The organism is Lentzea rhizosphaerae (assembly GCF_042649515.1).
GTDB classification, from domain to species: Bacteria; Actinomycetota; Actinomycetes; order Mycobacteriales; family Pseudonocardiaceae; genus Lentzea; species Lentzea aerocolonigenes.
The window spans coordinates 75,456-95,251 of the sequence record NZ_JBHRZI010000005.1 but is presented as its reverse complement, the minus strand read 5'-3'; the positions used below and the strand labels follow the sequence as shown (position 1 = coordinate 95,251).

20 protein-coding genes and 1 pseudogene are annotated in these 19,796 nt (G+C 70.0%); 10 read left to right on the top strand and 11 right to left on the bottom strand.

All coding sequences use genetic code 11. The annotated features are described in order from the left end of the window. Window positions 1-59: 59 nt before the first annotated feature. Both ACFOWZ_RS03650 and ACFOWZ_RS03645 read right to left on the bottom strand, forming a co-directional pair. Window positions 60-1,016, bottom strand: a complete 957-nt coding sequence (locus ACFOWZ_RS03650; RefSeq protein ID WP_382368600.1) for a DUF5914 domain-containing protein — start codon at window positions 1,014-1,016, stop codon at window positions 60-62. 10 nt (window positions 1,017-1,026) lie between these two features. After that, entirely contained in the window at window positions 1,027-1,953 is a 927-nt protein-coding gene (locus ACFOWZ_RS03645; RefSeq protein ID WP_382368597.1) for a phytoene/squalene synthase family protein, read from the bottom strand. 92 nt (window positions 1,954-2,045) lie between these two features. On the opposite strand from ACFOWZ_RS03645, the gene ACFOWZ_RS03640 reads away from it, so the two are divergent. The 3 genes from ACFOWZ_RS03640 (at window position 2,046) to ACFOWZ_RS03630 (ending at window position 5,041) form a co-directional block, all read left to right on the top strand. After that, window positions 2,046-3,107 (top strand): polyprenyl synthetase family protein, encoded by a 1,062-nt coding sequence (locus ACFOWZ_RS03640; protein WP_382369103.1) that lies wholly within the window; start codon window positions 2,046-2,048, stop codon window positions 3,105-3,107. Window positions 3,108-3,120: 13 nt separating this feature from the next. After that, window positions 3,121-4,581, top strand: a complete 1,461-nt coding sequence (gene crtI / locus ACFOWZ_RS03635) for a phytoene desaturase family protein (protein ID WP_382369100.1) — start codon at window positions 3,121-3,123, stop codon at window positions 4,579-4,581. Window positions 4,582-4,648: 67 nt separating this feature from the next. After that, window positions 4,649-5,041 carry a hypothetical protein gene (locus ACFOWZ_RS03630; protein ID WP_382368594.1) on the top strand — a complete coding sequence of 131 codons (393 nt, stop codon included), beginning with the start codon at window positions 4,649-4,651 and terminating at the stop codon, window positions 5,039-5,041. Here the strand turns inward: ACFOWZ_RS03630 and ACFOWZ_RS03625 are convergent. Continuing rightward, window positions 5,038-5,709 carry an alpha/beta fold hydrolase gene (locus tag ACFOWZ_RS03625; RefSeq protein WP_382368591.1) on the bottom strand — a complete coding sequence of 224 codons (672 nt, stop codon included), beginning with the start codon at window positions 5,707-5,709 and terminating at the stop codon, window positions 5,038-5,040. The genes ACFOWZ_RS03630 and ACFOWZ_RS03625 overlap by 4 nt on opposite strands. Window positions 5,710-5,764: 55 nt before the next feature. On the opposite strand from ACFOWZ_RS03625, the gene ACFOWZ_RS03620 reads away from it, so the two are divergent. Then, the gene (locus ACFOWZ_RS03620) at window positions 5,765-6,175 is read left to right on the top strand and encodes a MarR family winged helix-turn-helix transcriptional regulator (protein WP_382368588.1); all 411 of its coding nucleotides are present in this window, start codon (window positions 5,765-5,767) and stop codon (window positions 6,173-6,175) included. On the opposite strand, the gene ACFOWZ_RS03615 is transcribed toward ACFOWZ_RS03620, so the two are convergent. Both ACFOWZ_RS03615 and ACFOWZ_RS03610 read right to left on the bottom strand, forming a co-directional pair. Then, window positions 6,172-6,729, bottom strand: a complete 558-nt coding sequence (locus tag ACFOWZ_RS03615; protein ID WP_382368585.1) for a TetR/AcrR family transcriptional regulator — start codon at window positions 6,727-6,729, stop codon at window positions 6,172-6,174. The two genes, ACFOWZ_RS03620 and ACFOWZ_RS03615, sit on opposite strands and share 4 nt — an antisense overlap. Further along, window positions 6,726-8,117 carry a fatty acid desaturase gene (locus ACFOWZ_RS03610; protein ID WP_382368582.1) on the bottom strand — a complete coding sequence of 464 codons (1,392 nt, stop codon included), beginning with the start codon at window positions 8,115-8,117 and terminating at the stop codon, window positions 6,726-6,728. Before ACFOWZ_RS03610 ends, ACFOWZ_RS03615 begins: the two co-directional genes overlap by 4 nt. Before the next feature lie 104 nt (window positions 8,118-8,221). Between ACFOWZ_RS03610 and ACFOWZ_RS03605 the strand changes: the two are divergent. Beyond that, window positions 8,222-8,464: pseudogene (locus tag ACFOWZ_RS03605) on the top strand (GntR family transcriptional regulator); the annotation flags it as partial. Between the two features lie 118 nt (window positions 8,465-8,582). Here the strand turns inward: ACFOWZ_RS03605 and ACFOWZ_RS03600 are convergent. From ACFOWZ_RS03600 to ACFOWZ_RS03575, 6 genes are all read right to left on the bottom strand, one after another. Beyond that, the gene (locus ACFOWZ_RS03600; RefSeq protein ID WP_382368579.1) at window positions 8,583-9,590 is read right to left on the bottom strand and encodes a LacI family DNA-binding transcriptional regulator; all 1,008 of its coding nucleotides are present in this window, start codon (window positions 9,588-9,590) and stop codon (window positions 8,583-8,585) included. Window positions 9,591-9,773: 183 nt separating this feature from the next. After that, window positions 9,774-10,655 (bottom strand): dioxygenase family protein, encoded by an 882-nt coding sequence (locus tag ACFOWZ_RS03595; RefSeq protein ID WP_382368576.1) that lies wholly within the window; start codon window positions 10,653-10,655, stop codon window positions 9,774-9,776. After that, a complete protein-coding gene (locus ACFOWZ_RS03590) occupies window positions 10,652-11,677 on the bottom strand; it encodes a maleylacetate reductase (RefSeq protein ID WP_382368573.1) in 1,026 nt (341 codons plus the stop codon). The genes ACFOWZ_RS03595 and ACFOWZ_RS03590 overlap by 4 nt, the downstream gene beginning before the upstream one ends. Continuing rightward, a complete protein-coding gene (locus ACFOWZ_RS03585) occupies window positions 11,674-13,476 on the bottom strand; it encodes an FAD-dependent oxidoreductase (protein ID WP_382368570.1) in 1,803 nt (600 codons plus the stop codon). Before ACFOWZ_RS03585 ends, ACFOWZ_RS03590 begins: the two co-directional genes overlap by 4 nt. Window positions 13,477-13,514: 38 nt before the next feature. Next, a complete protein-coding gene (locus tag ACFOWZ_RS03580) occupies window positions 13,515-14,453 on the bottom strand; it encodes an AraC family transcriptional regulator (protein WP_382368567.1) in 939 nt (312 codons plus the stop codon). A 20-nt stretch (window positions 14,454-14,473) separates the two neighbouring features. Next, a complete protein-coding gene (locus ACFOWZ_RS03575; protein WP_382368564.1) occupies window positions 14,474-14,791 on the bottom strand; it encodes a Rid family hydrolase in 318 nt (105 codons plus the stop codon). 244 nt (window positions 14,792-15,035) lie between these two features. Between ACFOWZ_RS03575 and ACFOWZ_RS03570 the strand changes: the two genes are divergently transcribed. The 5 genes from ACFOWZ_RS03570 to ACFOWZ_RS03550 all read left to right on the top strand — a co-directional run bounded on the left by ACFOWZ_RS03570 (window position 15,036) and on the right by ACFOWZ_RS03550 (window position 19,756). Continuing rightward, complete coding sequence (locus ACFOWZ_RS03570; protein WP_382368561.1) at window positions 15,036-15,602, top strand: GlxA family transcriptional regulator; 567 nt, start codon at window positions 15,036-15,038, stop codon at window positions 15,600-15,602. A 387-nt stretch (window positions 15,603-15,989) separates the two neighbouring features. After that, the gene (locus tag ACFOWZ_RS03565; RefSeq protein WP_382368558.1) at window positions 15,990-18,338 is read left to right on the top strand and encodes a sensor histidine kinase; all 2,349 of its coding nucleotides are present in this window, start codon (window positions 15,990-15,992) and stop codon (window positions 18,336-18,338) included. 29 nt (window positions 18,339-18,367) lie between these two features. Beyond that, entirely contained in the window at window positions 18,368-18,805 is a 438-nt protein-coding gene (locus ACFOWZ_RS03560; protein WP_030468456.1) for a roadblock/LC7 domain-containing protein, read from the top strand. Further along, window positions 18,802-19,182 carry a DUF742 domain-containing protein gene (locus ACFOWZ_RS03555; protein ID WP_382368554.1) on the top strand — a complete coding sequence of 127 codons (381 nt, stop codon included), beginning with the start codon at window positions 18,802-18,804 and terminating at the stop codon, window positions 19,180-19,182. Before ACFOWZ_RS03560 ends, ACFOWZ_RS03555 begins: the two co-directional genes overlap by 4 nt. Further along, window positions 19,163-19,756, top strand: coding sequence for a GTP-binding protein (locus tag ACFOWZ_RS03550; RefSeq protein WP_382368551.1), 594 nt, complete (start codon window positions 19,163-19,165; stop codon window positions 19,754-19,756). The genes ACFOWZ_RS03555 and ACFOWZ_RS03550 overlap by 20 nt, the downstream gene beginning before the upstream one ends. Window positions 19,757-19,796: the final 40 nt, after the last annotated feature.

The window sequence follows — 19,796 nt, the reverse complement described above, 5'->3', positions numbered from 1 at the left end:
GGACCCCGCTGACGTGACCCATCCTAAAATCGATTCAAAATCGTTTCAACTCGACTCGCTCAATCGGGGAACCGGCCACTGCGCCGCAGGGCGTACCGGCGTTCGGCGTAGGCGAGGTCGTCGCGCCACAACCGGGCGGCCGCCCACCGCATCACCGGCCGCAACGCCCCGGCGGCGGGCCTGGCGAGCGCGAACCCGCGACGGTCGGAGTGCGCGATGGTCGCCTCGACCACCGCGGTCCTGCCCTCGCGGATCGGCGTCGCGTGCGTCTCGACGACGCTGCCCTCGCCCTCGCCTTCGACGATGTGCATCACCACGGTCCGGGGCTCCGGGCAGGTGAACGCGGCGACGACGGGCACGCCGACGCGGCCCGCCACTCGGAACGTGACCTCGACCAGGAAGCGGTCCAGCTCCTCGACCGGCGTCTCCAGCACGCGCAGGTTCGCGAACGAGTACGGGTGGAACCACGCGCCGTGCCACGGGTCGAGCCGGTTCGCGACCACGTCCTCGGGGTCGCAGCGGCCGATCAGCGTGGCGACCGCGTCGATCGCGCCCTCCGGCGGCCGCGCGGGCAGCACCGGTGCGGGCAGCGGGTCCTCGCCGCCGACCTCGTCCAGCCGGACCCACACGAGCACGCCGTCGTCGTGCGCGGGATAGGGCGTCCACGAACCGAAACGCTCGCCGTTCAACGCCAGCCCGTGCCAGCGGCAGATCAGCTCGCCGCCGGCCACCGCGCCGTCGCACAGCGGCGCGCCGAGGTGCGGGCACGACCCCGAACCCGCCATCAGCACGTCGTGCGGACCGCGCCACAGCACGACCTCCCGGCCCGCGATCGTGCGGCCGCACACCTTGCCGCGCACCACGTCCCTGCTCGCCCCGGCGACGAACCAGTTGCCGGACGGCCGGGCGGTGGCGCGTTTCAGGGCGGCCTCGATCAGCGCGGGTTTCGCGTCCTGCCACGTCGGCCGCTGCTCGCGCCACGGAGGGCTGGAGTAGATCCGCAACGGAAAGCGCATGGGGGTCCTTTCACGCGGTTCGGGCGAGAACCGCCCTGGCGAGAGCGGGCAGGGCGACGGCGAGCCGCCTGCCGTTGGAGACGACGACACGGCGGGAAAGCACGTCGCAGTCGGCGTTCTCGACGAGGTTGAGAATGCGTCCGTACAGCCGGTACGCGGTCATGACGCACGGACGGGACCGCGGTGCGAGCATCGCGATACCCGGCCACGCCCGCGTGTACACGTCCCGCGCGCGCCGGACCTGGTCGCGCAGCGCCGCGCGCACCCTGTCGTCGGCACGTCCGGACGCCCGCGCGTGCAGCAGCCGTTCCCGGTCGACGCCGAACGCGGCCAGCTCGTCCGCGGGCAGGTAGACCCGGCCCCGGTCGAGGTCCTCGCCGACGTCGCGGATGAAGTTGGTGAGCTGGAAGGCGATGCCGAGCGCCGCGGCGGCGGGCTCCGCCTCCTCGCGGGGCGCGCTCGTGCCGAGCACCGGCAGCACCTGCAACCCGATCACCGCGGCCGATCCGTGCACGTAGCGTTCGAGGTCGGCGTAGGTGGGGTAGTCGGTGACGGTCAGGTCCATCCGCATCGAGGCCATGAAGTCGTGGAAGTGCACCGCCGGGATGTCGTAGCGGTGCACGGTGTCGAGCAACGCGGCGAGCACCGGGTCGTCCGTCGTCCCAGTGGTCAACGCGGCGTTGAGCCGCGCGTCGATGCCGTCGATCGCGGTGACCTTCTGGTCGAGTCCACTGTGGACGTTGTCGACGATGTCGTCCACCCAGCGGGCGAACCCGTACAGCGCGTGGACGGCGGGCCGTTGCTCCGCACTGAGCAACTTCGTTGCGAGGTAATAGGTTCGCCCGTGCTCGGCGTTGAGCGCACGGCAGCGCCGGTACGCCTCACGCAGTGCGGGTGCGGTGACGCCCGCGGCGTCCAGTTCGCGCTCAGCCGACATTCCTCCACGCTAAGTCGGTGAGTTGCCTTCCGCACAACGGCGCCACTCATCGTGCAGACCTCCCCGGGCGCTGCTTAGCTCGAAGAATGTCGATGCTGACCAGCGTGGACGCTCACACGTCACAGGTGGACGACTTCGCCGTCCTCTTCGACAGGGCGTTGCACGACTTCCTGAGCACGAGGCACGACCACGCGCCCGAGCTCGCCGACGAGCTCCGCGGGATGGTGCTGGCGGGCGGCAAGAGGATCCGTCCGACGTTCGCGTGGTGGGGCTGGCGTGCCGCGGGAGGCGCGCACAGGGCGGACGCCGTGGTGCGCGCGCTCGTAGCGTTGGAGCTGCTCCAATGCTGTGCGCTGGTGCACGACGACGTGATGGACCGCTCGCCGACCCGCCGCGGCAGGCCGTCCGTGCACGAGGTGTACGCCGCGCGGCACCGGCGGGAGCGCTGGGCCGGGAGTGCCCGCCAGTACGGCGACTCGGCGGCCGTGCTGGTCGGTGACCTCGCGCTGGCGTGGGCCGACGACGCGCTGGTGACCGCCGGTCTGCCCGCGGACGCGCTGCTCCGCGCGTGGGAGGCGTGGCAGGCCATGCGCACGGAGATGATCGTGGGTCAGCACCTCGACCTGCTGGCCGTGGCCCGGCGCGACGAGTCGCTGGAGCACGCGATCCGGGTGGCCGCGCTGAAGACCGCCGCGTACACCGTGGAACGGCCGCTGCACCTCGGCGCCGCGCTCGCGGGTGCCTGCCCCGAGGTCGTCGAGTGCCTGCGGGAGTTCGGCCACGACATCGGGGTGGCGTTCCAGCTGCGCGACGACCTGATCGGCGCGTTCGGCGACAGCGCGGTAACGGGCAAGCCCGTCGCCGAGGACATCAGGGAGGGCAAGCGGACGCCGTTGATGGCGATCGCGCTCTCCCGCGCGCAGGACAGACCGGCTGCGCTGAGACTCCTGCGGCGCTGTCTCGACGGCGGGCCGGTCAGTGTGGACGAGGTGCTCGCGGTGCTGGTGGAGCTGGGCGCTGTCGCCGCCGTCGAGGAGCACATCGAGCTGCTCGCGGCCTCCGGGCTCGCCGCGCTGGAGCGTGCCGTGATCGAGGACGACGCACGCCGGGCGCTGGTCCGTCTCGCGAACCGCGCCGTGACGCGGACGACCTGAGGAGATCTTCGTGGTGCACGTCGTGAAAGGCCGCACGGACCGCGTGGTCGTGGTGGGCGCGGGACTCTCGGGGCTGTCGGCCGCGCTGCACCTGCGCGGGGCGGGGCACGAGGTGACCGTGCTCGAACGGCACCCGCACCCCGGCGGCCTGGCGGGCAGGCTCGACGTGGCCGGCCACCTGATCGACACCGGCCCGACCGTGCTCACCATGCCGGAGCTGCTGGACGAGGCGTTCGCGGCGGTGGGTGCACGGCGGGAGGACCACCTCGAGCTGCTGCCGCTGCACCCGGCCTACCGGGCGACGTTCGCCGACGGCAGCGCGCTCGACGTGCACACCGACGCGGCCCGCATGGAGCAGGAGGTCCGCGACTTCGCCGGTGGCAGCGAGGCGCAGGGCTACCGCGAGCTGCGGGCGTGGCTGCACCGGCTCTACGAGGCCGAACGCGAGAAGTTCATCGGCGCGAGCTTCGACTCACCGCTCGACCTGCTCGGGCCAGAGCTGCTCACGCTGACCCGGCTCGGCGGGTTCGGCTCGCTCGCCAAGGCCGTCGGCCGGTTCCTGCACGACGACCGGTTGCGGCGGGTCTTCACCTTCCAGTCGCTCTACGCCGGCGTCGCTCCGCGAGACGCACTCGCCGCCTACGCCGTCATCGCCTACATGGACACCGTCGCCGGCGTGTGGTTCCCCCGCGGCGGAATGCGTGCCGTGCCTCAGGCCCTCGCCGACGCGGCGGCGAACGCGGGCGTGCGGTTCGAGTACGGCGTGGAGGTCGAACAGCTCGAACGCGCGCGCCACCACGTGTCTGCCGTACGCACCGCCGACGCGCGTTTCCCGTGCGACGCAGTCGTGCTCGCTTGTGGCCCCGCTCAGAGCACACGGCTGCTGCGCGGCGAACCGCGCCGGATCACGCCGCTGCGGTGGTCGCCGTCTGCGGTGGTGGTGCACCTCAGCGCTTCCCGTGTGGTGGACGACCTCGCCCACCACACGATCTCCTTCGGCGGTGCGTGGGACAGCACGTTCGACGAGATCATCCGGCGCGGCGAGCTGATGAGCGATCCGTCGTTGCTCCTGACCACGCCGACGTTGACCGACCCCTCGCTCGCGCCGTCCGGCAGGCACCTCCAGTACCTGCTGGCACCGTGCCCGAACCTCGACCGCGCGCCGATCCGCTGGGAGGCGGTGGCGCACCGCTACGCCGACGAGCTGGTCGCCGAGATGACGGCGCGCAAGCTCGTCACCGACGCGGAACCGCTCGCCGTGGTGACGCCGGACGACTGGGCCAGGGACGGCCAGGCCGCCGGCACCCCGTTCTCCGCGGCCCACACGTTCGCCCAGACCGGCCCGTTCCGCCCGAGCAACCTGCCGTTCCGCGACGGCAACGTCGTGCTGGCGGGCAGCGGCACCACCCCCGGCGTCGGCATCCCGCCGGTCCTCATCTCCGGCAGGCTCGCAGCGGGGCGTCTGCACCGCTGAGGCGGCTCGTGGCTCTACGGTGGTCACCGGCAGAGCGGCGAAACCGGCGTGAGGGGCGGGACCTGGCGTGACGTCGTGGATCGAAGTGATCAACTATGTCCGGCTGCGGTACGAGGTGCTGGAGGAGACGGGCGACTGGCTGCGCTTCCGGCTCGGCACCTCCGGGGAACGGACCCAGCAGGTGACCCTGCACCACCTCCCCGACCTGGACGGCGCCGAGTGGGTGGAGATCTCCTCGCCCGTGGGCCGTGCCGACGAGGTCGACCTGCGCCGCTTCCTCGAACTGGCGGGCGCGCCGGAGGTCGGCGCAGCGGCGGTCGTCGACGGACTCGCGCTGCTCAGGCACATGGTCCCGCTGGAGGACATGAGCGTCCGCGAGGAGTTCGAGCGCCCGCTCACCCTGCTGGTCGCCCGTGCCGACGCGATGGAGCACGAGCTGACGAGCGGTGACGACTTCTAAAGCACTGCGTCGAGCAGCTGCTGCGGCGTCTCCAGCTGCGGCAGGTGCCCGGTGCGGGGAAGCAGGGTGAACGTCGCCGACGGGATCGCGGCGGCGTAGGCCTTGCCGTACTCGGGGGTGACGATGCGGTCGCTCTCGCCCCACAGCACGCGGACGGGGATCTGCACGTCGCCGAGCCGTGCGGCCAGGCCGGGGTCGGTCATCGACGGGCCGGTGTAGCCGATGAGCGCCAGCACGTCCGGGCTCGGACCCGTTGCGGTCGGTGTGGGTGCCTTGCTCGGGTCGTGCCACGAGTGCGCCTGGATCTCGGCGAGCGTGAAGCCGCTGATGTCGGTCATGGGATGGCCGGGAACCTCGATGCCGATCCCGTTCACGATCACGGCCGCGCTGACGCGAGGGCTCGCGGCCAGGGCGATCTCGGCGGCCAGCCAGCCGCCGAACGAGTTGCCGATCACCGTCACGTCAGTGAGGTCGTGCTCGTCGAGCATCGTCACGTAGTGGCGCGCGAGCTCGCGCACGCCGGTCAGTTCCGCGGGCCTGGGCGTGCCGCCGAACCCGGGATGCGTCGGTAAGAGCACCTGGGCACCCGTGCGTTCGGCCAGCAGGTCCGCGAACGCCTTCATCGTCTGAACGCCGCCTCCGCCGTGGAGGAGCAGGTGAGTGGTCATGTAAGGAACCTTAGATAAGGTTCCTTATCTAAGCAAGATGGTTAGGATTCCGGTTGTGAAGCACCGCCCCGCCGACGTCGCGCTCTCCGTGAAGCGCCTGCAGCACCGTCACCACCGCGCGCTGAGCCAGGCGCTGGCCCCGCTGGGGCTGTCCCTCGTCCAGTGGGACACCCTGCGCCACCTGCACCGGCAGCCCGACGCCTCGCTGCACGACCTCGCGGTGCTGACGTTCCAGACCGACCAGTCGTTCGGCTCGCTGGCGGTGCGCATGGCCGAGCGCGGGCTCATCGAACGGGTGCAGGGGCCGGGCAGGGCGGTGCGTCACCGGCTCACCGAGGAGGGAGCCCGGTTGCGGGCGGAGGGTCAGGACCTGGTCGACGGCGTCGTCGAGTCGTCGTTCAGCGCGCTCTCGGCCGAGGAGCTCGACCGGCTGGGCGACCTGCTCGCCGTCGCTCTCGAGTCCTAGGCCAGCAGCTTCGCCGCTGCCCACCGCACCGCGTCGGCGGTGCCGGAGGGTGAGCTCGACGGCTGCATCACGTGGCTGAGCACGTGCCGGACGACCAGGTCGACCGCGATCGCCAGCTCAGCCGGTCCGAGTGACAGCTCGTACCCGCTCAGGCACCGCACCACCACGGCCTTCGCCGCCTCCAGCAACCCGTCCGTGTGGGTGGTGAGCAGGGGCAGCAACTCGGTGTTCGCGCCGTGCGTCGCGGAGACCACGGCGTGCAGCAAAGCGTTGCCGCGCGCCAGGTCCAGCACGTCGTGCACGGCGGCGTGGATGGCGTCGAGCACGTCGGCGGGGTGGTCGTCGAACGCGGCGGTCACCACCGTGAGGAAGCGGTCGAGCTCCGCGAGCACGACCGCCTCCGCCAGCTGGGGCTTGGCGCCCACCTCGTTGTAGACGGTCTGCCTGCTCACGCCCAGCTCGGCGGCCAGCCGTGCCATGGTGACCGCCTGCCAGCCCTGGTCGGTGATGAGCTTGGCGGTGACCGTCAGGATCGCGTCCCGCAGGGGTGTCATGGAGCTCCGATGGAAACGAAGTCGACCTTTTCGCGCACACCGCAGTCCGGGCAGCACCAGGAGTCCGGCACCGCCGACCACGGCGTTCCCGCGGGGAAGCCCTCGCGAGGAGCGCCGACCGCGGCGTCGTAAACGTAGCCGCATCCCGGGCACCGGCCACCTCCGGCGTCCTCGGTGAGCGTGATCGTGTCCGGCCGGGTCTGCTCGGCCCTCGCGGGCGGCACCGGGTAGCGGGCCAGCACCTTCGCCCGAGCAGGCGGGTGGATGTTCGCGAGGCTGATGTCACCGCCGAAGTGGTTGAGCACGCGCGGATCCATGACCCGGCGCCACAACGGCGGCACCAGCGCGAGCAGGATCATCCCGGCGTACCCGGTGGGCAGCACGGGGGACTCCTCGAAGTCCCGCAGGGTCTGGTAGCGCCGCACGGGGTTGGCGTGGTGGTCGCTGTGCCGTTGCAGGTGGTACAGCAGGACGTTGGTGGCGATGTTGTTGGAGTTCCAGCTGTGGCTGGGATTCACCCGCTCGTACCGGACGCGGCCCGGCACGCCGACCTTCTGCCGCAGCATGCCGTAGTGCTCCATGTAGTTCACGATCTCCAGCAACGAGAAGCCCACCACGGCCTGCAGGACGAGGTACGGCAGGATCCCGACGCCTAGCCACCAGATCATCGCGCCCCACAGCACGGCCGACATCAGCCACGCGTTGAGCACGTCGTTGCCGATCCGGTACGGGTGCCGGTCGCGGCGGCCGTAACGCTTCTTCTCCAACCGCCACGCGCTCTTCACCGACCCGACGACGGTGCGTGGCCAGAACCGGTAGAAGCTCTCGCCAACGCGTGCGCTGGCCGGGTCCTCCGGCGTCGCGACGCGGACGTGGTGACCGCGGTTGTGCTCGATGTAGAAGTGGCCGTAGAAGCTCTGCGCGAGCGCGATCTTGGACAACCAGCGCTCGTGGCTCTCCTTCTTGTGTCCCAGCTCGTGCGCGGTGTTGATGCCGATGCCGCCGATGCAGCCGATCGACACCGCGAGACCGATCTTGTCCACAACGGACAGTCCGCCGTGCGCGATCACCCAGAACGCTGCGGTGAAACCGGCGTACTGGACGGGCAGGAACAGGAACGTGATCCACCGGTAGTAGCGGTCCTGCTCCAGCGCCTCGATGAGCTCGTCAGGCGGGTTCGAGCGGTCGAGGCCCGCGATCAGGTCGATGGCGGGGACGATCACCAGCACGACGATCGGGCCGATCCACAGCCACACGCTCCACCCGGTCAGGGCGTGCAGGCCCAGTGCGACGAAGGCGAGCGACGGGACCACCAGGCCGATCAGCCACAGGTAGCGCTTGTGGTCCTTCCACTGCTCGGTGGAGCCGGGCGTGACAGTGCCTGTCATCTCGATCCTCCCGTCGGCCTGTTTGACAAAACCGTAGGAGATGTAAAGCGACTTGACAAGTGGGCGTGATATGTAAAGTGCTCGTCCGGTCATGAGCTGTTCGCATGACGAGCGGGGACTGGCTTGCGTCGCTGACCGCTGAAGGTGTCGCCCTGGGGAGGGTGAGCACAGCGGAACGCGTGGCCGACTTCGTGCGCACCCGCGTCATGAACGGCGATCTTCTCCCCGGCACCCGCCTGTCCGAGGAAGCCCTCCGCACGGCGCTCGGGATCTCGCGCAACACGCTGCGGGAGGCGTTCAGGCTGCTGACGCGTGAGCGGTTGCTGGTGCACGAGCACGGCAGGGGAGGACTCCGCACGAGCGGAGCCTCGTGCTCGCCGACGCCGGACGCGCGGACGAGGCCGGGGTCGCGCTCCTGCGGTACTTCGGCTGGTGATCAGCAGCCGGACGACTTTCGGGTCGAGCTCACGCACTGGACTCGCGAACGACGAGCCGGCACGCCTGCCGCACCACCCCCGCCGCAGGAGTGCCCTCCATCGCGGCGAACAAGTGAGCCACCGCCGTCGCGCCCAGCTCCTGGAGGTTGAGATCGATCGTCGTGAGCGGCGGTTTGCAGTCGGCGGCGAAGATCTCCCAGTTGTCGTAGCCGACGATCGCGATGTCGTCCGGCACGCGCCGCCCCAGCTCGGTGAGGGCCTGGGTCACTCCGCTCGCGATCTGGTCGTTGCCGCAGAAGATGGCGTCGACCTCGGGTGCGGTGGTGGTCAGCAGCCGGGCGGCGTGCCTGCCCCAGCGCTGCGACCACTCGCCGTGCAGGGGTTGCCCGCCGGCGAGGAGGAGGCCGTGTTCGGACAGGACCGTGCGCACGGTGGTGGCGCGGTCGCGGGCGGCGCGGTAGGACTGCGGGCCGGTGATGTGGGCGATGTTCCTGCGGCGCAACGTGATCAGGTGCTCGATCGCGAGTCTGGCGCCGCCCTCGTCGTCGGAGACCAGGCTCAGGTCGGACGGGTTGGTGGAGCGGCAGTACACGTACACCGCGGGGACCGGGAGGTCGGCCAGGGACGCGCGGACGTCGTTGCTGTCGCCCACGACGATGAAACCGTCCACCTGGCGAGCCAGAAGTGCGCGGAGGTGGTGGTTGCGGCGGATGGCGTCGCCGCGCGTGTCGCACAGCAGGATCGACATCTCCTGGTCCGACAGGACGTTCTCGGCGCCGAGCAGGATCGGGATGGCGAAGCGGCCGTCCAGCTCGTCGGTGAGCAGGCCGATCGCCCTGGTGCGGCCGGCGACCAGGCCCTGCGCGAGAACGTTGGGGCGGAAGGACAACTCGGCCGCCGCGCGCAGTACGCGGGCTCTGGTGGCCATGGCCACCTCGCCGCGGTCGTTGATCGCTTTGGACGCGGTGGCGATGGACACGCCTGCCCGCTTGGCCACGTCCCCGAGGGTGACCGCTTCCGCCCGTCGCCTGCCCATCGAAATCCTTTCGAATGAGATTCGACTGGATATTCGATCCTCTCTGCTCCTGATGGCGCATGGTCGAAACCGTTTTCGACCTCCAGAGTGCGTTGTGCGGCAACGACGCGCAACACCCGGTAGGTCGTACTGCCCCTCGGGGTCATGCGTCCGCTGAGGACAGGCGAGGTGAAAGCGCCGGTTTCACCGCAGATCAGCCGGCGCCAGCACGACGTCGAACCGGGCGCGCGCCCACGGCTTGTCGCCGAGCGCGCGCCCGTCCGGTGCCGGTGTGCCCGCCGGTTGTTCCTCGAACTTCTTGACGAGTGACTCCTTGACCCCGAACACGGAGTCGCCGATCTCCAGCTGTGGATCGCCCTCGACGAAGATGTGCGTGACGAGCGTGCGGAAGTCGTTGGCGGACACCATGAAGTGCAGGTGCGCGGCACGCATGGGGGAGCGGCCGGCCGCCTTCAGCAGTGCTCCCACCGGTCCGTCGTGCGGGATCGGGTACGGCGTGGGCGTGACGCACCAGAAGCGGAAGCTGCCGTCGGCCTCGGAGAACAGGTGACCGCGGCCCGCCACCCGGTCGTCGGTGTACTGCACGTCGTAGAAGCCGTCCTCGTCGGCCTCCCAGACCTCGATCCTGGCGCCCGGCACCGGGTTGCCGTCGGTGTCGCGCACGGTTCCCTCGACCCAGCACGGGGTTCCGGCCGCGCCCGCCGCGATGTCGCCGCCGTCTCCTGCCAGCGGCGACTCCTCCACGAAGAACGGGCCGAAGACCGTTGCCTCCGTGGCGTTCCCGTACGCCTCGTTGTTCACCGCGATGGTCTGCATCGACGCGCCCAGCACGTCGGAGAGCAGGATGAACTCCTGCCGCCTCTCGTCGGTGATGTGCCCGACGGCGGTCAGGAACTCGATGGCCCGCGTCCACTCGTCCTCGGTGAGGCGCACCTCCCGGATGAACGCGTGCAGGTGCCGGGTCAGGGCCTCCAGCAGTTCTTTCAGCCGCGGGTCCGCAGTGCCGGCGAACGAGGCGACGACCTCGGCGGTCAGGCTTTCCTCGATGCGCTCCTGGGTGGTCATGCTCGGCTCCACTCGGTGGGATCCAGGCCCGCCGAGGCGGCGGCGAGCAGTGCGGTCAGGTCGTCCTCGGTGACCGGGCGGGGGTTCGACGGCGGAACCGAGGGCAGCACGAGACGGGCGGCTTCCGCCGGGTCGGTCACGCCCCGCAGCACGTGGGAGGCGCCGATGTCCTCGTACAGGCCGGTGAGGCCGCCGGTGCCGAGCACTTCGGTGATCCTGGCGGCGGCCTCCGGAGCGGCAGGTCCGTTGAACGCCAGCACGTACGGGAGGACCGCGGTGTGCGTGGCCGCGTGCGGGAGGTTGTAGGCGCCGCCCAGGACGTGGCAGATCTTGTGGTGCAGCCCGGAACCGGCGGAGGCGAACGCCACGGCGGCCAGGTAGGCGCCGTAGAGCGTCATCTCGCGCCCCTCCACGTCCCCGATCAGCCTGAGACCGCGGCTCAGCGCCCGAATCCCTTCCACCGCCAGCGCCTGGTTGATCGGGTCGGCGCGCGGGGCCCACATCGAGTCGACGCAGTGCGCCAGGGCGTTGCAGCCGGAGGCGACCGCGAGCTCCGGCGGCAGCGACTCGGTGAGCGCTGCGTCGTAGATGACGGTCACGGGCAGGACGCGGTCGTCGCTGCCGGTGGTCTTGCGGGCGTCCTCGGTCAGGCCCCACACGTTGGTCGCCTCGGAGCCCGCGTACGTGGTGGGCACGGCGACGATCGGCAGGCCGGTGGTCAGCGCGACGGCCTTGGCCAGCCCGGTCGTGGATCCGCCGCCGACGCTCACCAGCAGGTCCGCCTCGGACTCCGAAGCGAGCTTCCGGGCGCGTTCGGCGTTCTGGACCGGAACGTGCGGTGCCACGTCCGTGCAGTGAGCCGCCACGGTGATCTTCGAGGTCACCTCGGTGGCGTCCTCCGCGATCAGCAGGACCCGGCGCGCACCGAGCCGTTCGACCTCCGCGGCGAGGTTGACGGCCGCCTGTCCGGTGCCGAACCGGACCCGCTGCCCGAGCGTGACGTGCTCGAACTGCCGGCTCACGCGCTCTCCTCCCGGCTCAGGACCGCGGTCAGGACCGCCATCAGTTCCGCCTCGGGGTCGGCGGGCAGCGAGTGGCTGCGCCAGGCGACGTGCTTGTCCGGACGCACCAGCACGGCGCCGTCTTCGTCCACACCGGACAGTCGTGACCAGTCGAAGTAGAGGTCCGTCACCGCACGTCCCGGACCGATGACGACGGTCTCGACCGGCACGCCGAGCCGGTCGGCGGCCTTCTGCGCCGCGTTCACCCACGCCTCGCCGGTGATCCCCGTCAGCAGCGTGAACCGCCCGTACGGCACGAGGTCGTGGGTGGAGAGCTTGCTCCTGCTGTCACCGACCCACGCGTGCGGCAACCGGGCTCCCGGCCAGGTCGACGGTTCGTAGTAGAGCTCCGGATCACGCGCCGGCTCCGGACGGGTGGTGCCGTCGGCAACGACCGCGCTGGACACGTACGACTGGCCCATCTCCACGCCGTGCGCGTTGAACTCGTAGTTCTTGAGCTCCATCGCCTCACGCACAGCAGCACGTTTGGCCGCTCCCGCCGCGCTGACGTCCTTGCGTTCCTCGATCTGCGCGTGCATCTGCTCCGGTGACTCGGCCGCGTCGAGGCCGAGCGCCTCGAACAACGCGCCGAACTCGCGGGCGGACTTGTTGGCCCGCAACACGATCTGCCGGGCGACGGGAGCGCGTTCGGCGGTGTAGGTGTCCAGCAGTTCGGCGCCTGCCTGCCCGTTCAGGACGGCGGCGATCTTCCACGCGAGGTTGTAGGAGTCCTGGATGGAGGTGTTGGACCCCAGTCCGTTGCTCGGCGGGTGCTTGTGGACCGCGTCCCCCGCGCAGAACACCCGCCCGCGGTGCAGGCTGGTGGCGTACTGCTCGTTGTTGCCCCACAACGAGATCCCGGTGATCTCCGCGTCGAGGGCCGGGTCGCCGACGAGGTTGCGCACGATCTGCAGGGCGTCGTCCTCGGTCACCTCGGGCACGCCCTGGGCGAGGTCGAAGCCCCAGACGATGAGCCACTCGTGCCACGGCCGGACCATCCGCACGAGCCCCGCGCCGATCCCGCCGACGTTCGCGCCGGGCTGGATCACCCAGTACAGCACCGAAGGACGGTGCCGGCAGAGTTCGGACAGGTCCGCCTTGAACGTGATGTTCATGGACCCGGCGACGTCCATCGCGCCCTCGTAGGGCAGGTCGAGGTCGGCGGCCACCGCGGACCGCGCACCGTCTGCGCCGATGAGGTACTTCGCGCGGATCGTGTACTCGGCGCCCGTCAGCCGGTTCAGCACCCGCACTGTCACGCCGTCGTCGTCCTGCTCGTGACTCAGGTATTCGGTGCTGAACTGGGTCTGCGTGCCGCGCGCGGTCGCGTTGCGGACCAGGATGGGCTCCAGGTAGGTCTGCGGGATGTCGCAGTTGAGCGACGGCGAGGCGAGCTCGTGGTCGGCGTGCCGCGCGGGGTGGTTGCCCCACGTGAGGATGCGGCCGATCTCCTCACCGGTGATCGACGTGCAGAACACCGTGTCGCCGATCAGGTGGTGCGGCGTGGCGTCCGCGAGCACCTGGTCCTCGATGCCGAGGTCGCGGAAGATCTCCATCGTCCGCTGGTTGGTGATGTGCGCCCGCGGTGTGTTCGCGGTCCAGCGGTACTTGGTGATCATGATGTTCGGGACGCCCAGCGTGGACAGGAACAGCGCTGCGGAGGCGCCCGCCGGACCCGATCCGACGATCAGCACGTCGGTCTCGACCGCGGCGTGCGTCGGTGGGGCGGTGTCGGCGAGGCCGTCGTGGAAGGTCACCATGCCGGAAACGGTGACCCGCCCGCTGCCGCCGCGGAGCCTCAGCGCCCGGACGTGGCGGAAAAAGGCAAAAACTCGCGCCGGTCCTGCCGCGGCGTGGTGCCGAACCGCGCCCGGTAGGTGCGGGAAAAGTGCGCCTGCGAGACGAAACCGTTCCGCGCGGCGACCTCGGCCAGCGTGACGGGCTCGGCGAGCATGCGCCGGGCGGCGTCGAGCCGTGCCGTCAGGATCGCCTGCGGCACGCTCTGCCCGGACTTCGAGAACAGCCGGGAGAGGTGCCGTTCCGAATACCCGATGGCGGCGGCGATCCGGCTCGCGGACAGGTCCTGCTCGGACAGGTGGGCGGTGATGAACGCGTGCGCGGCGGCCAGGTCTGCGGCGGCAGAGCACTCACCCCCGAGCAGCCTGCCGAGCAGCCCGGTCGCGACGTCCTCCAGCCCGTCCCAGTCAGTGCCACCACGCAGCGCGTTGGAGAGCGTGCTCACCAACGCCCGTGCGTGCGCGTCGTCCCGTGCGTCGAACACCCGAGGCTTTACAGGCCCGCGCCGGATCTCGCGCAGCACAGCCCGCGGCGCCTTCAGCACGAGCTCGGTGAGACCGCCGTCGAACGACCGCTGGAACGGCTGGTCCCCGTCCAGCACGAGCCCCTGCCCCGGCACGATCAGCCCGCTTCCCCCGCGGTGGTGGAAGCGGGCGTCACCGGCCAGTGCGAAGTAGACGATCACACCGTCGGCGGGGTGCGTGGCGATCTGCCGGACGTCCCGCTCGACGGCGTGCGGCGACCCGGTCACCCGCGCGAGCTGCAGGCGGGGCAGGGTGAGGTTGACCTCGGTGCCGTCGAAGGGCCGGTCACCGAAGGGCTGAGCCCGCAGGCCGACCAGCGCGCGGGCGTTGTGCTCCTCCCACCCGGCCAGCCTGCGGGAGCCGGGCAGGTCGTGCGTCCGGAACCTGGTCAGGCCGGGCGGGTGCACGGATGCCATCCGACAACGGTAACGCCCTTTCAGACCCGCGCGACGAACTTGATCTCCACCAGCTGTTCGGGGAACGCGAGCGCCGTGATGCCGACCAGCGTGCTGGCCACCTGCGGATCAGGCCGCCCGTACGCCTCCTTCCGCACCTTGCCCGCCACCTCGAACGCGGCCGGGATGTCGAGCACGTACACGACCTCCTCGACCACGTTGTCCAAGGAAGCTCCGAACCTGCCGGGCAGCTCGGCCGCGTTGGCGTAGGTCCGGCGCCGTCGTGCGACAGCTGGCCGGAGACGTAGATGGTGTCGCCGTGCTTGACGGCCTGCACGTAGCCGTAGGCGCTTTCCCACGGCACGCCCCAGTCCTCAGTGGTGTTTCCCGTGGGAAAGAGCCTCGCGAACCTCCCGCGTGGACTCCACCGGATTTGGCGCCTTCCAGCACCTTCGCCGACGGGTGCAGCGCGCGCAACTGGTCGAGGTACCGCCAGCGCGTGGTCGCGTCGCGTCCGTCGAGGACACCCGCGGCCGGGATGCTGAGGTCGAGGGGGATCACGTCGGGCAACGCCAGGATCGTGACACCGTGACACCACCCGCGGTGTCACGATCCTTATGCGTTGTCCGGAACGGGCTGTTCGTCCAGGATGGCAACGTTCTCACCTCGGCCGGCGGAGGTGCGGGCATCGACGCGTGCCTGCACCTGATCCGCACGGACTTCGGTGTCCTGGCCGCGAACGAGGCGGGTAAGGACGTCGTCGCGTCTCCCGCCCGCGACGGGGCACAGCCCCAGTACGTCGACGTGCTGAGCCCGGTCCGCGCGGACCTGTCACCGGTGCGGTCGTGGGTGATGGCGCACCTCGGCGACACGATCACGGTCGACCTGCTCGCCGAGCGCGCCAACCTCGGCCGCCGGACCTTCATCCGCCACTTCGAGCGCGAGACCGGGATGCCGCAGATGCGCTGGGTGGTGTTGCAGCGAATTCTGAGCGCTCGTCGGTTGCTGGAGACCTCCGACTGGTCCGTCGACCGCATCGCGGCAGCTACCGGGTTCGGCACGGGCGCGAACTTCCGCACCGTCTTCCGGCGCGAGGTCGGCACGTCACCGAGCACGTACCGCAAGACGTACGCGAGTTCCGCGTGCGAATTCACGAACAACCAACGGTGACGGACGGTTGCACTCCGTCTCCGCTTAGAAGATTTCGCGCGTTCTGTCAAGTACACGCTCATTAACCGGTGCGTTTCCCGTGGTCAGTTCGGGAAAGGCCAGTTCGGAGTACCCGCAGGTGTGGAGTACTTCGGTGACCGTTCTACTTCGGAGAGCGTGTTCACGCATCACAAGCGCAGGTCACACGCCAGTACCGAACCTCGGATCGGGGGTGTTGCGCACTGCACTCGACTGAGTACGCTGCATGCCACCCCCAAGATCATCGCTGTTGATCAAGCGATGCTATCTTTCCGTCGCCAATTCGGGTGGTCGTGGAGAGTTGTGAAGCTGAAGAACGTGCCTGATACGAATTACAAGACAATTCGTTCACGGCTCACTGGTGTTGTGGTGGTTCCCAGCATCGTCCTCCTGGTGATGTGGGCCCTGTTCTCGTCGTACACCGTCTTCGAGGGGCTGTACCTTCAGCTGGTCGCCACGGGTGTGCGAGACGCGTCGATTCCGGCCATCCAGTCGTTCGCGTCGCTGCAGAAGGAACGCGAGCTCACCATGACGAGCCTGAGCAAGCCGGGCTCGAGCACGACCGCGTTGCTCAAACAGCAGCAGGAGACCGACGTCGCGGTCGGCAAGATGCGGACGGCGTTCACCGAGCTGGCCTCCTCGGCGCCGAAGGAGATCGTCGACGGGATCAACAAGCTGAGCGGTCTGCTGGACCAGCTCCCAGACCAGCGGGCGCGGCTCGAGGCGGGCACCGCGTCCAAGCCCGAGACCTACCGCTACTACAACAGCGTGCTGGACGCGGGTCTCTCGATGTTCAACACGCAGGCCCGCATCGTTCCGGACGCCGAGACGACGCAGCACGCGCTCGTCGGCATCCAGTACTTCCAGGCCGCCGACTCGATGTCGCGGGCCGGTTCGATCGCCTCCGGCGCGGTGGCGGCGGGCAAGTTCACGCCGGACGAGCACCGCGAGTTCGTCAACCTCGTCGGCGCGTACCACTCGTACCTCACCGCGAACGAGACCTACGCCCTGCCGGAAACCCGTGAGGCCTACAAGCAGCTCACCGGCAGCCCTCAGTGGCAGCAGCTCGTCTCCATGGAGAACCGCCTGCTGCAGACCGCGGAACGGCCCATCGGCTCGTCGGTCGGGCTCACCGACTGGGAGACCGCGGACCGCGCGGTGTCGGCCGAACTGGTCTCGCTGGTCGAGAAGCAGTCCAGCGGCACGGTGAACGTCGCCATGGGCAACGGCAAGGAGAAGTTCACGACGGTGCTGATCGGCAGCCTCATCGCGCTGATCGCCGTCATCATCGGCATCTTCGTCGCCGTGCGCGTGTCGAGCCGCCTCGTGAACAAGGCGTTGATCGTCCGGTTGACGAGCCTGAAGAGCGACTCGCTCAAGCTCGCGCACGAACGCCTGCCGGACATCGTCGAGCGGTTGCGCGAGGGCAAGCACGTCGACGTTGCGGCCGAGGTGCCCGCGCTCGACTACGGCAACGACGAGATCGGCCAGGTGGCCGACGCGTTCAACGCCGCGCAGTACACCGCCGTCGCCGCGGCCGTGAAGGAGTCCCAGACGCGTGAAGGCGTGAACCGGGTCTTCCTCGACATCGCCCGCCGCAACCAGGGTCTGGTGCACCGCCAGCTCAAGATCCTCGACAAGCTGGAGCGCGAGGAGGAGAACCCCGACCACCTCGACGCGTTCTTCCAGCTCGACCACCTCGCCACGCGCGCACGCCGCAACGCCGAGAACCTGATCATCCTCACCGGCGAGCAGCCGGGACGGCAGTGGCGCAAGCCCGTGCGCATGCTCGACGTCGTTCGCGCGGCCGTCGCGGAGACCGAGCAGTACGCCCGCGTGAAGGTCAACCCGGTGCCCGAGGTGGCGCTGGCCGGCGCCGCGGTGGCGGACATCATCCACCTGATCGCCGAGCTGGTCGACAACGCGACCTCGTTCTCCTCGCCCCGCTCGCAGGTCGAGGTGCACAGCAGCGAGGTGCCGCAGGGACTCGTGATCGAGATCGAGGACCACGGCCTCGGCATCAAGCCGGAGGACCGCGAGCAGCACAACAAGATGCTGGCCGCACCGCCGGACTTCGAGGCCATGAGGCTGCGCGGCGAGTCCCGCCTCGGCCTGTTCGTCGTCGCACGGCTGGCGGCCCGCCGCCACGTCCGCGTCGAGCTGCGCGACTGCCCGTCCGGCGGAACGATCGCGCTGGTGCTCATCCCGTCCGAGCTGATCATCGGTGAGGCGGGCGCGGCCGATCCCGTCGACGCGACCCAGCTGCCCAAGCCGACGTTCCGGCAGCAGACCCTGCAGCAGGCCGCGGCCCCGATGGCGATGCAGGGCGACCTGGTGCACGACGCCAGGCCCACCGAGTCCTTCCAGCTGGACGAGTTCTGGGCAGGCGCGGGAAAAGGCCACGCCCCCGTCCACCCGAGGGAGCCGGAGATCAGCGGCCGCCTCGAACTGCCGCGGGAAGGCCACCTGGCAGGGGAGTGGCCGGCCGACGACCCCGCGGAAGGTGACCAGACCCGTCAGGACACCCGGCCCGAGCTGCCGCGCCGGAGGCGGCAGCAGCACCTGGTGCCGCAACTGGCCAACGACGACCTCCGGCCTGTGCCCGATCTCACCGAGCTCCACTCGGAGGAACGGGCTGAACGAACCCGCGACGGCATGTCCGCCTTCCAGCAGGGCACGCGCAACGCCCGCCAGGCGGACGACGTCGTGGAACCGTGATCACGCCTAACACCGAAAGGGCTATTTCCGTGGACGACCTGACCGGCGGGCACCCCGAGCTCAACTGGCTGCTGGAAGACCTCGTCGCCAGAGTGGTCGGTGCCCGGCACGCGGTCGTGCTCTCGGCGGACGGTCTGCTGCTCGCCCGCTCTCCCGAACTGTCCAAGGACGACTCCGATCACCTCTCGGCGATGGCGTCGGCGTTCCAGAGCCTCGCTCGGGGCACCGGACGGCACTTCGGGGGCGGGCAGGTCCGGCAGACCATCGTGGAGATGGAGCGCGCGCACCTGTTCGTCACCGCCGCGGGGCAGGGCGCCTGCCTCGCCGTCGTCGGTGACGAGGACGCCGACATGGGCATGATCGCCTACGAGATGAACATGCTCGTGAAGCGCGTGGGCGCGTACCTCTCCTCAGCGCCGAGAACACTGGCATCGCCCCGGTTGCCGAACGCACTGGGCCTGTCATGAGCCAGCACTCGGCGGACTGGTGGTACGACGAGGCGGCGGGCCCCCTGGTCCGCCCCTACGCGATGGTGAGCGGTCGCACCAGGCCCAAGCCCGCGGGCGAGGAACTGACCCTCACGACCCAGGTGCGAGCGCTGCGGACGTCGTCCGACCACACCTCGCTCTCGGTCGAGCACCTCGAAATCATCAAACTGTGCCGGAAACCGCTGTCCGTCGCCGAGGTCGCCGCCTACCTGCACGCGCCGCTCGTGGTCGTGAAGGTGTTGCTGAGCGACCTCATCCAGCGCGGTGACGTCATCACCCGGGACCCGTCGAGAACGGCGGTCCCGGTCGACCTGAACCTACTCCAGAAGGTGCTCGATGGTGTCCGTGCAATCTGAGCAGCGGCGCGAAGAGCTGCTCGTCCCCTCCTCGGTCAAGATCGTGGTCGCGGGCGGGTTCGGCGTCGGCAAGACCACGATGGTCGGCGCGGTCAGCGAGATCACCCCGCTGCGGACCGAGGAGCTGCTCACCGAGGCCGGCGAGGAGATCGACGACCTCGCCGGTGTGGAGGGCAAGAACACCACCACTGTCGCACTCGACTTCGGCCGCATCACGATCAACCCGGAGCTCGTGCTCTACCTGTTCGGCACGCCCGGCCAGGACCGCTTCTGGTTCATGTGGGACGAGCTGTCGATGGGCGCGATCGGCGCGGTCGTGCTCGTCGACACCCGCAGGCTGGACGCGGGGTTCGGCGCGATCGACTTCTTCGAGCGCCGCGGCATCCCGTTCGTGGTGGCCGTGAACTGCTTCGAGGGCAGCCACTCCTACACGACGGACGAGATGCGCGCCGCGCTCGACGTCGCGGACACGGTGCCGCTGGTGCTGTGCGACGCCCGTGACCGCGAGTCGTGCAAGGCCGTGCTGGTGCGCGTGATCGAGCACGCGATGAACAAGCTCGACGTGATGGCCTGACGACCTGGATGAACGGCGCATTTGTCCACCTGAGGTGAAC

Coding starts and splice junctions, on each gene's coding strand:
- ACFOWZ_RS03650 (WP_382368600.1), bottom strand. CDS start 1,016: ATGCGCTTTCCGTTGCGGATCTACTCCAGCCCTCCGTGGCGCGAGCAG.
- ACFOWZ_RS03645 (WP_382368597.1), bottom strand. CDS start 1,953: ATGTCGGCTGAGCGCGAACTGGACGCCGCGGGCGTCACCGCACCCGCA.
- ACFOWZ_RS03640 (WP_382369103.1), top strand. CDS start 2,046: ATGCTGACCAGCGTGGACGCTCACACGTCACAGGTGGACGACTTCGCC.
- ACFOWZ_RS03625 (WP_382368591.1), bottom strand. CDS start 5,709: ATGACCACTCACCTGCTCCTCCACGGCGGAGGCGGCGTTCAGACGATG.
- ACFOWZ_RS03615 (WP_382368585.1), bottom strand. CDS start 6,729: ATGACACCCCTGCGGGACGCGATCCTGACGGTCACCGCCAAGCTCATC.
- ACFOWZ_RS03610 (WP_382368582.1), bottom strand. CDS start 8,117: ATGACAGGCACTGTCACGCCCGGCTCCACCGAGCAGTGGAAGGACCAC.
- ACFOWZ_RS03600 (WP_382368579.1), bottom strand. CDS start 9,590: ATGGGCAGGCGACGGGCGGAAGCGGTCACCCTCGGGGACGTGGCCAAG.
- ACFOWZ_RS03595 (WP_382368576.1), bottom strand. CDS start 10,655: ATGACCACCCAGGAGCGCATCGAGGAAAGCCTGACCGCCGAGGTCGTC.
- ACFOWZ_RS03585 (WP_382368570.1), bottom strand. CDS start 13,476: ATGGTGACCTTCCACGACGGCCTCGCCGACACCGCCCCACCGACGCAC.
- ACFOWZ_RS03580 (WP_382368567.1), bottom strand. CDS start 14,453: ATGGCATCCGTGCACCCGCCCGGCCTGACCAGGTTCCGGACGCACGAC.
- ACFOWZ_RS03555 (WP_382368554.1), top strand. CDS start 18,802: ATGAGCCAGCACTCGGCGGACTGGTGGTACGACGAGGCGGCGGGCCCC.
- ACFOWZ_RS03550 (WP_382368551.1), top strand. CDS start 19,163: ATGGTGTCCGTGCAATCTGAGCAGCGGCGCGAAGAGCTGCTCGTCCCC.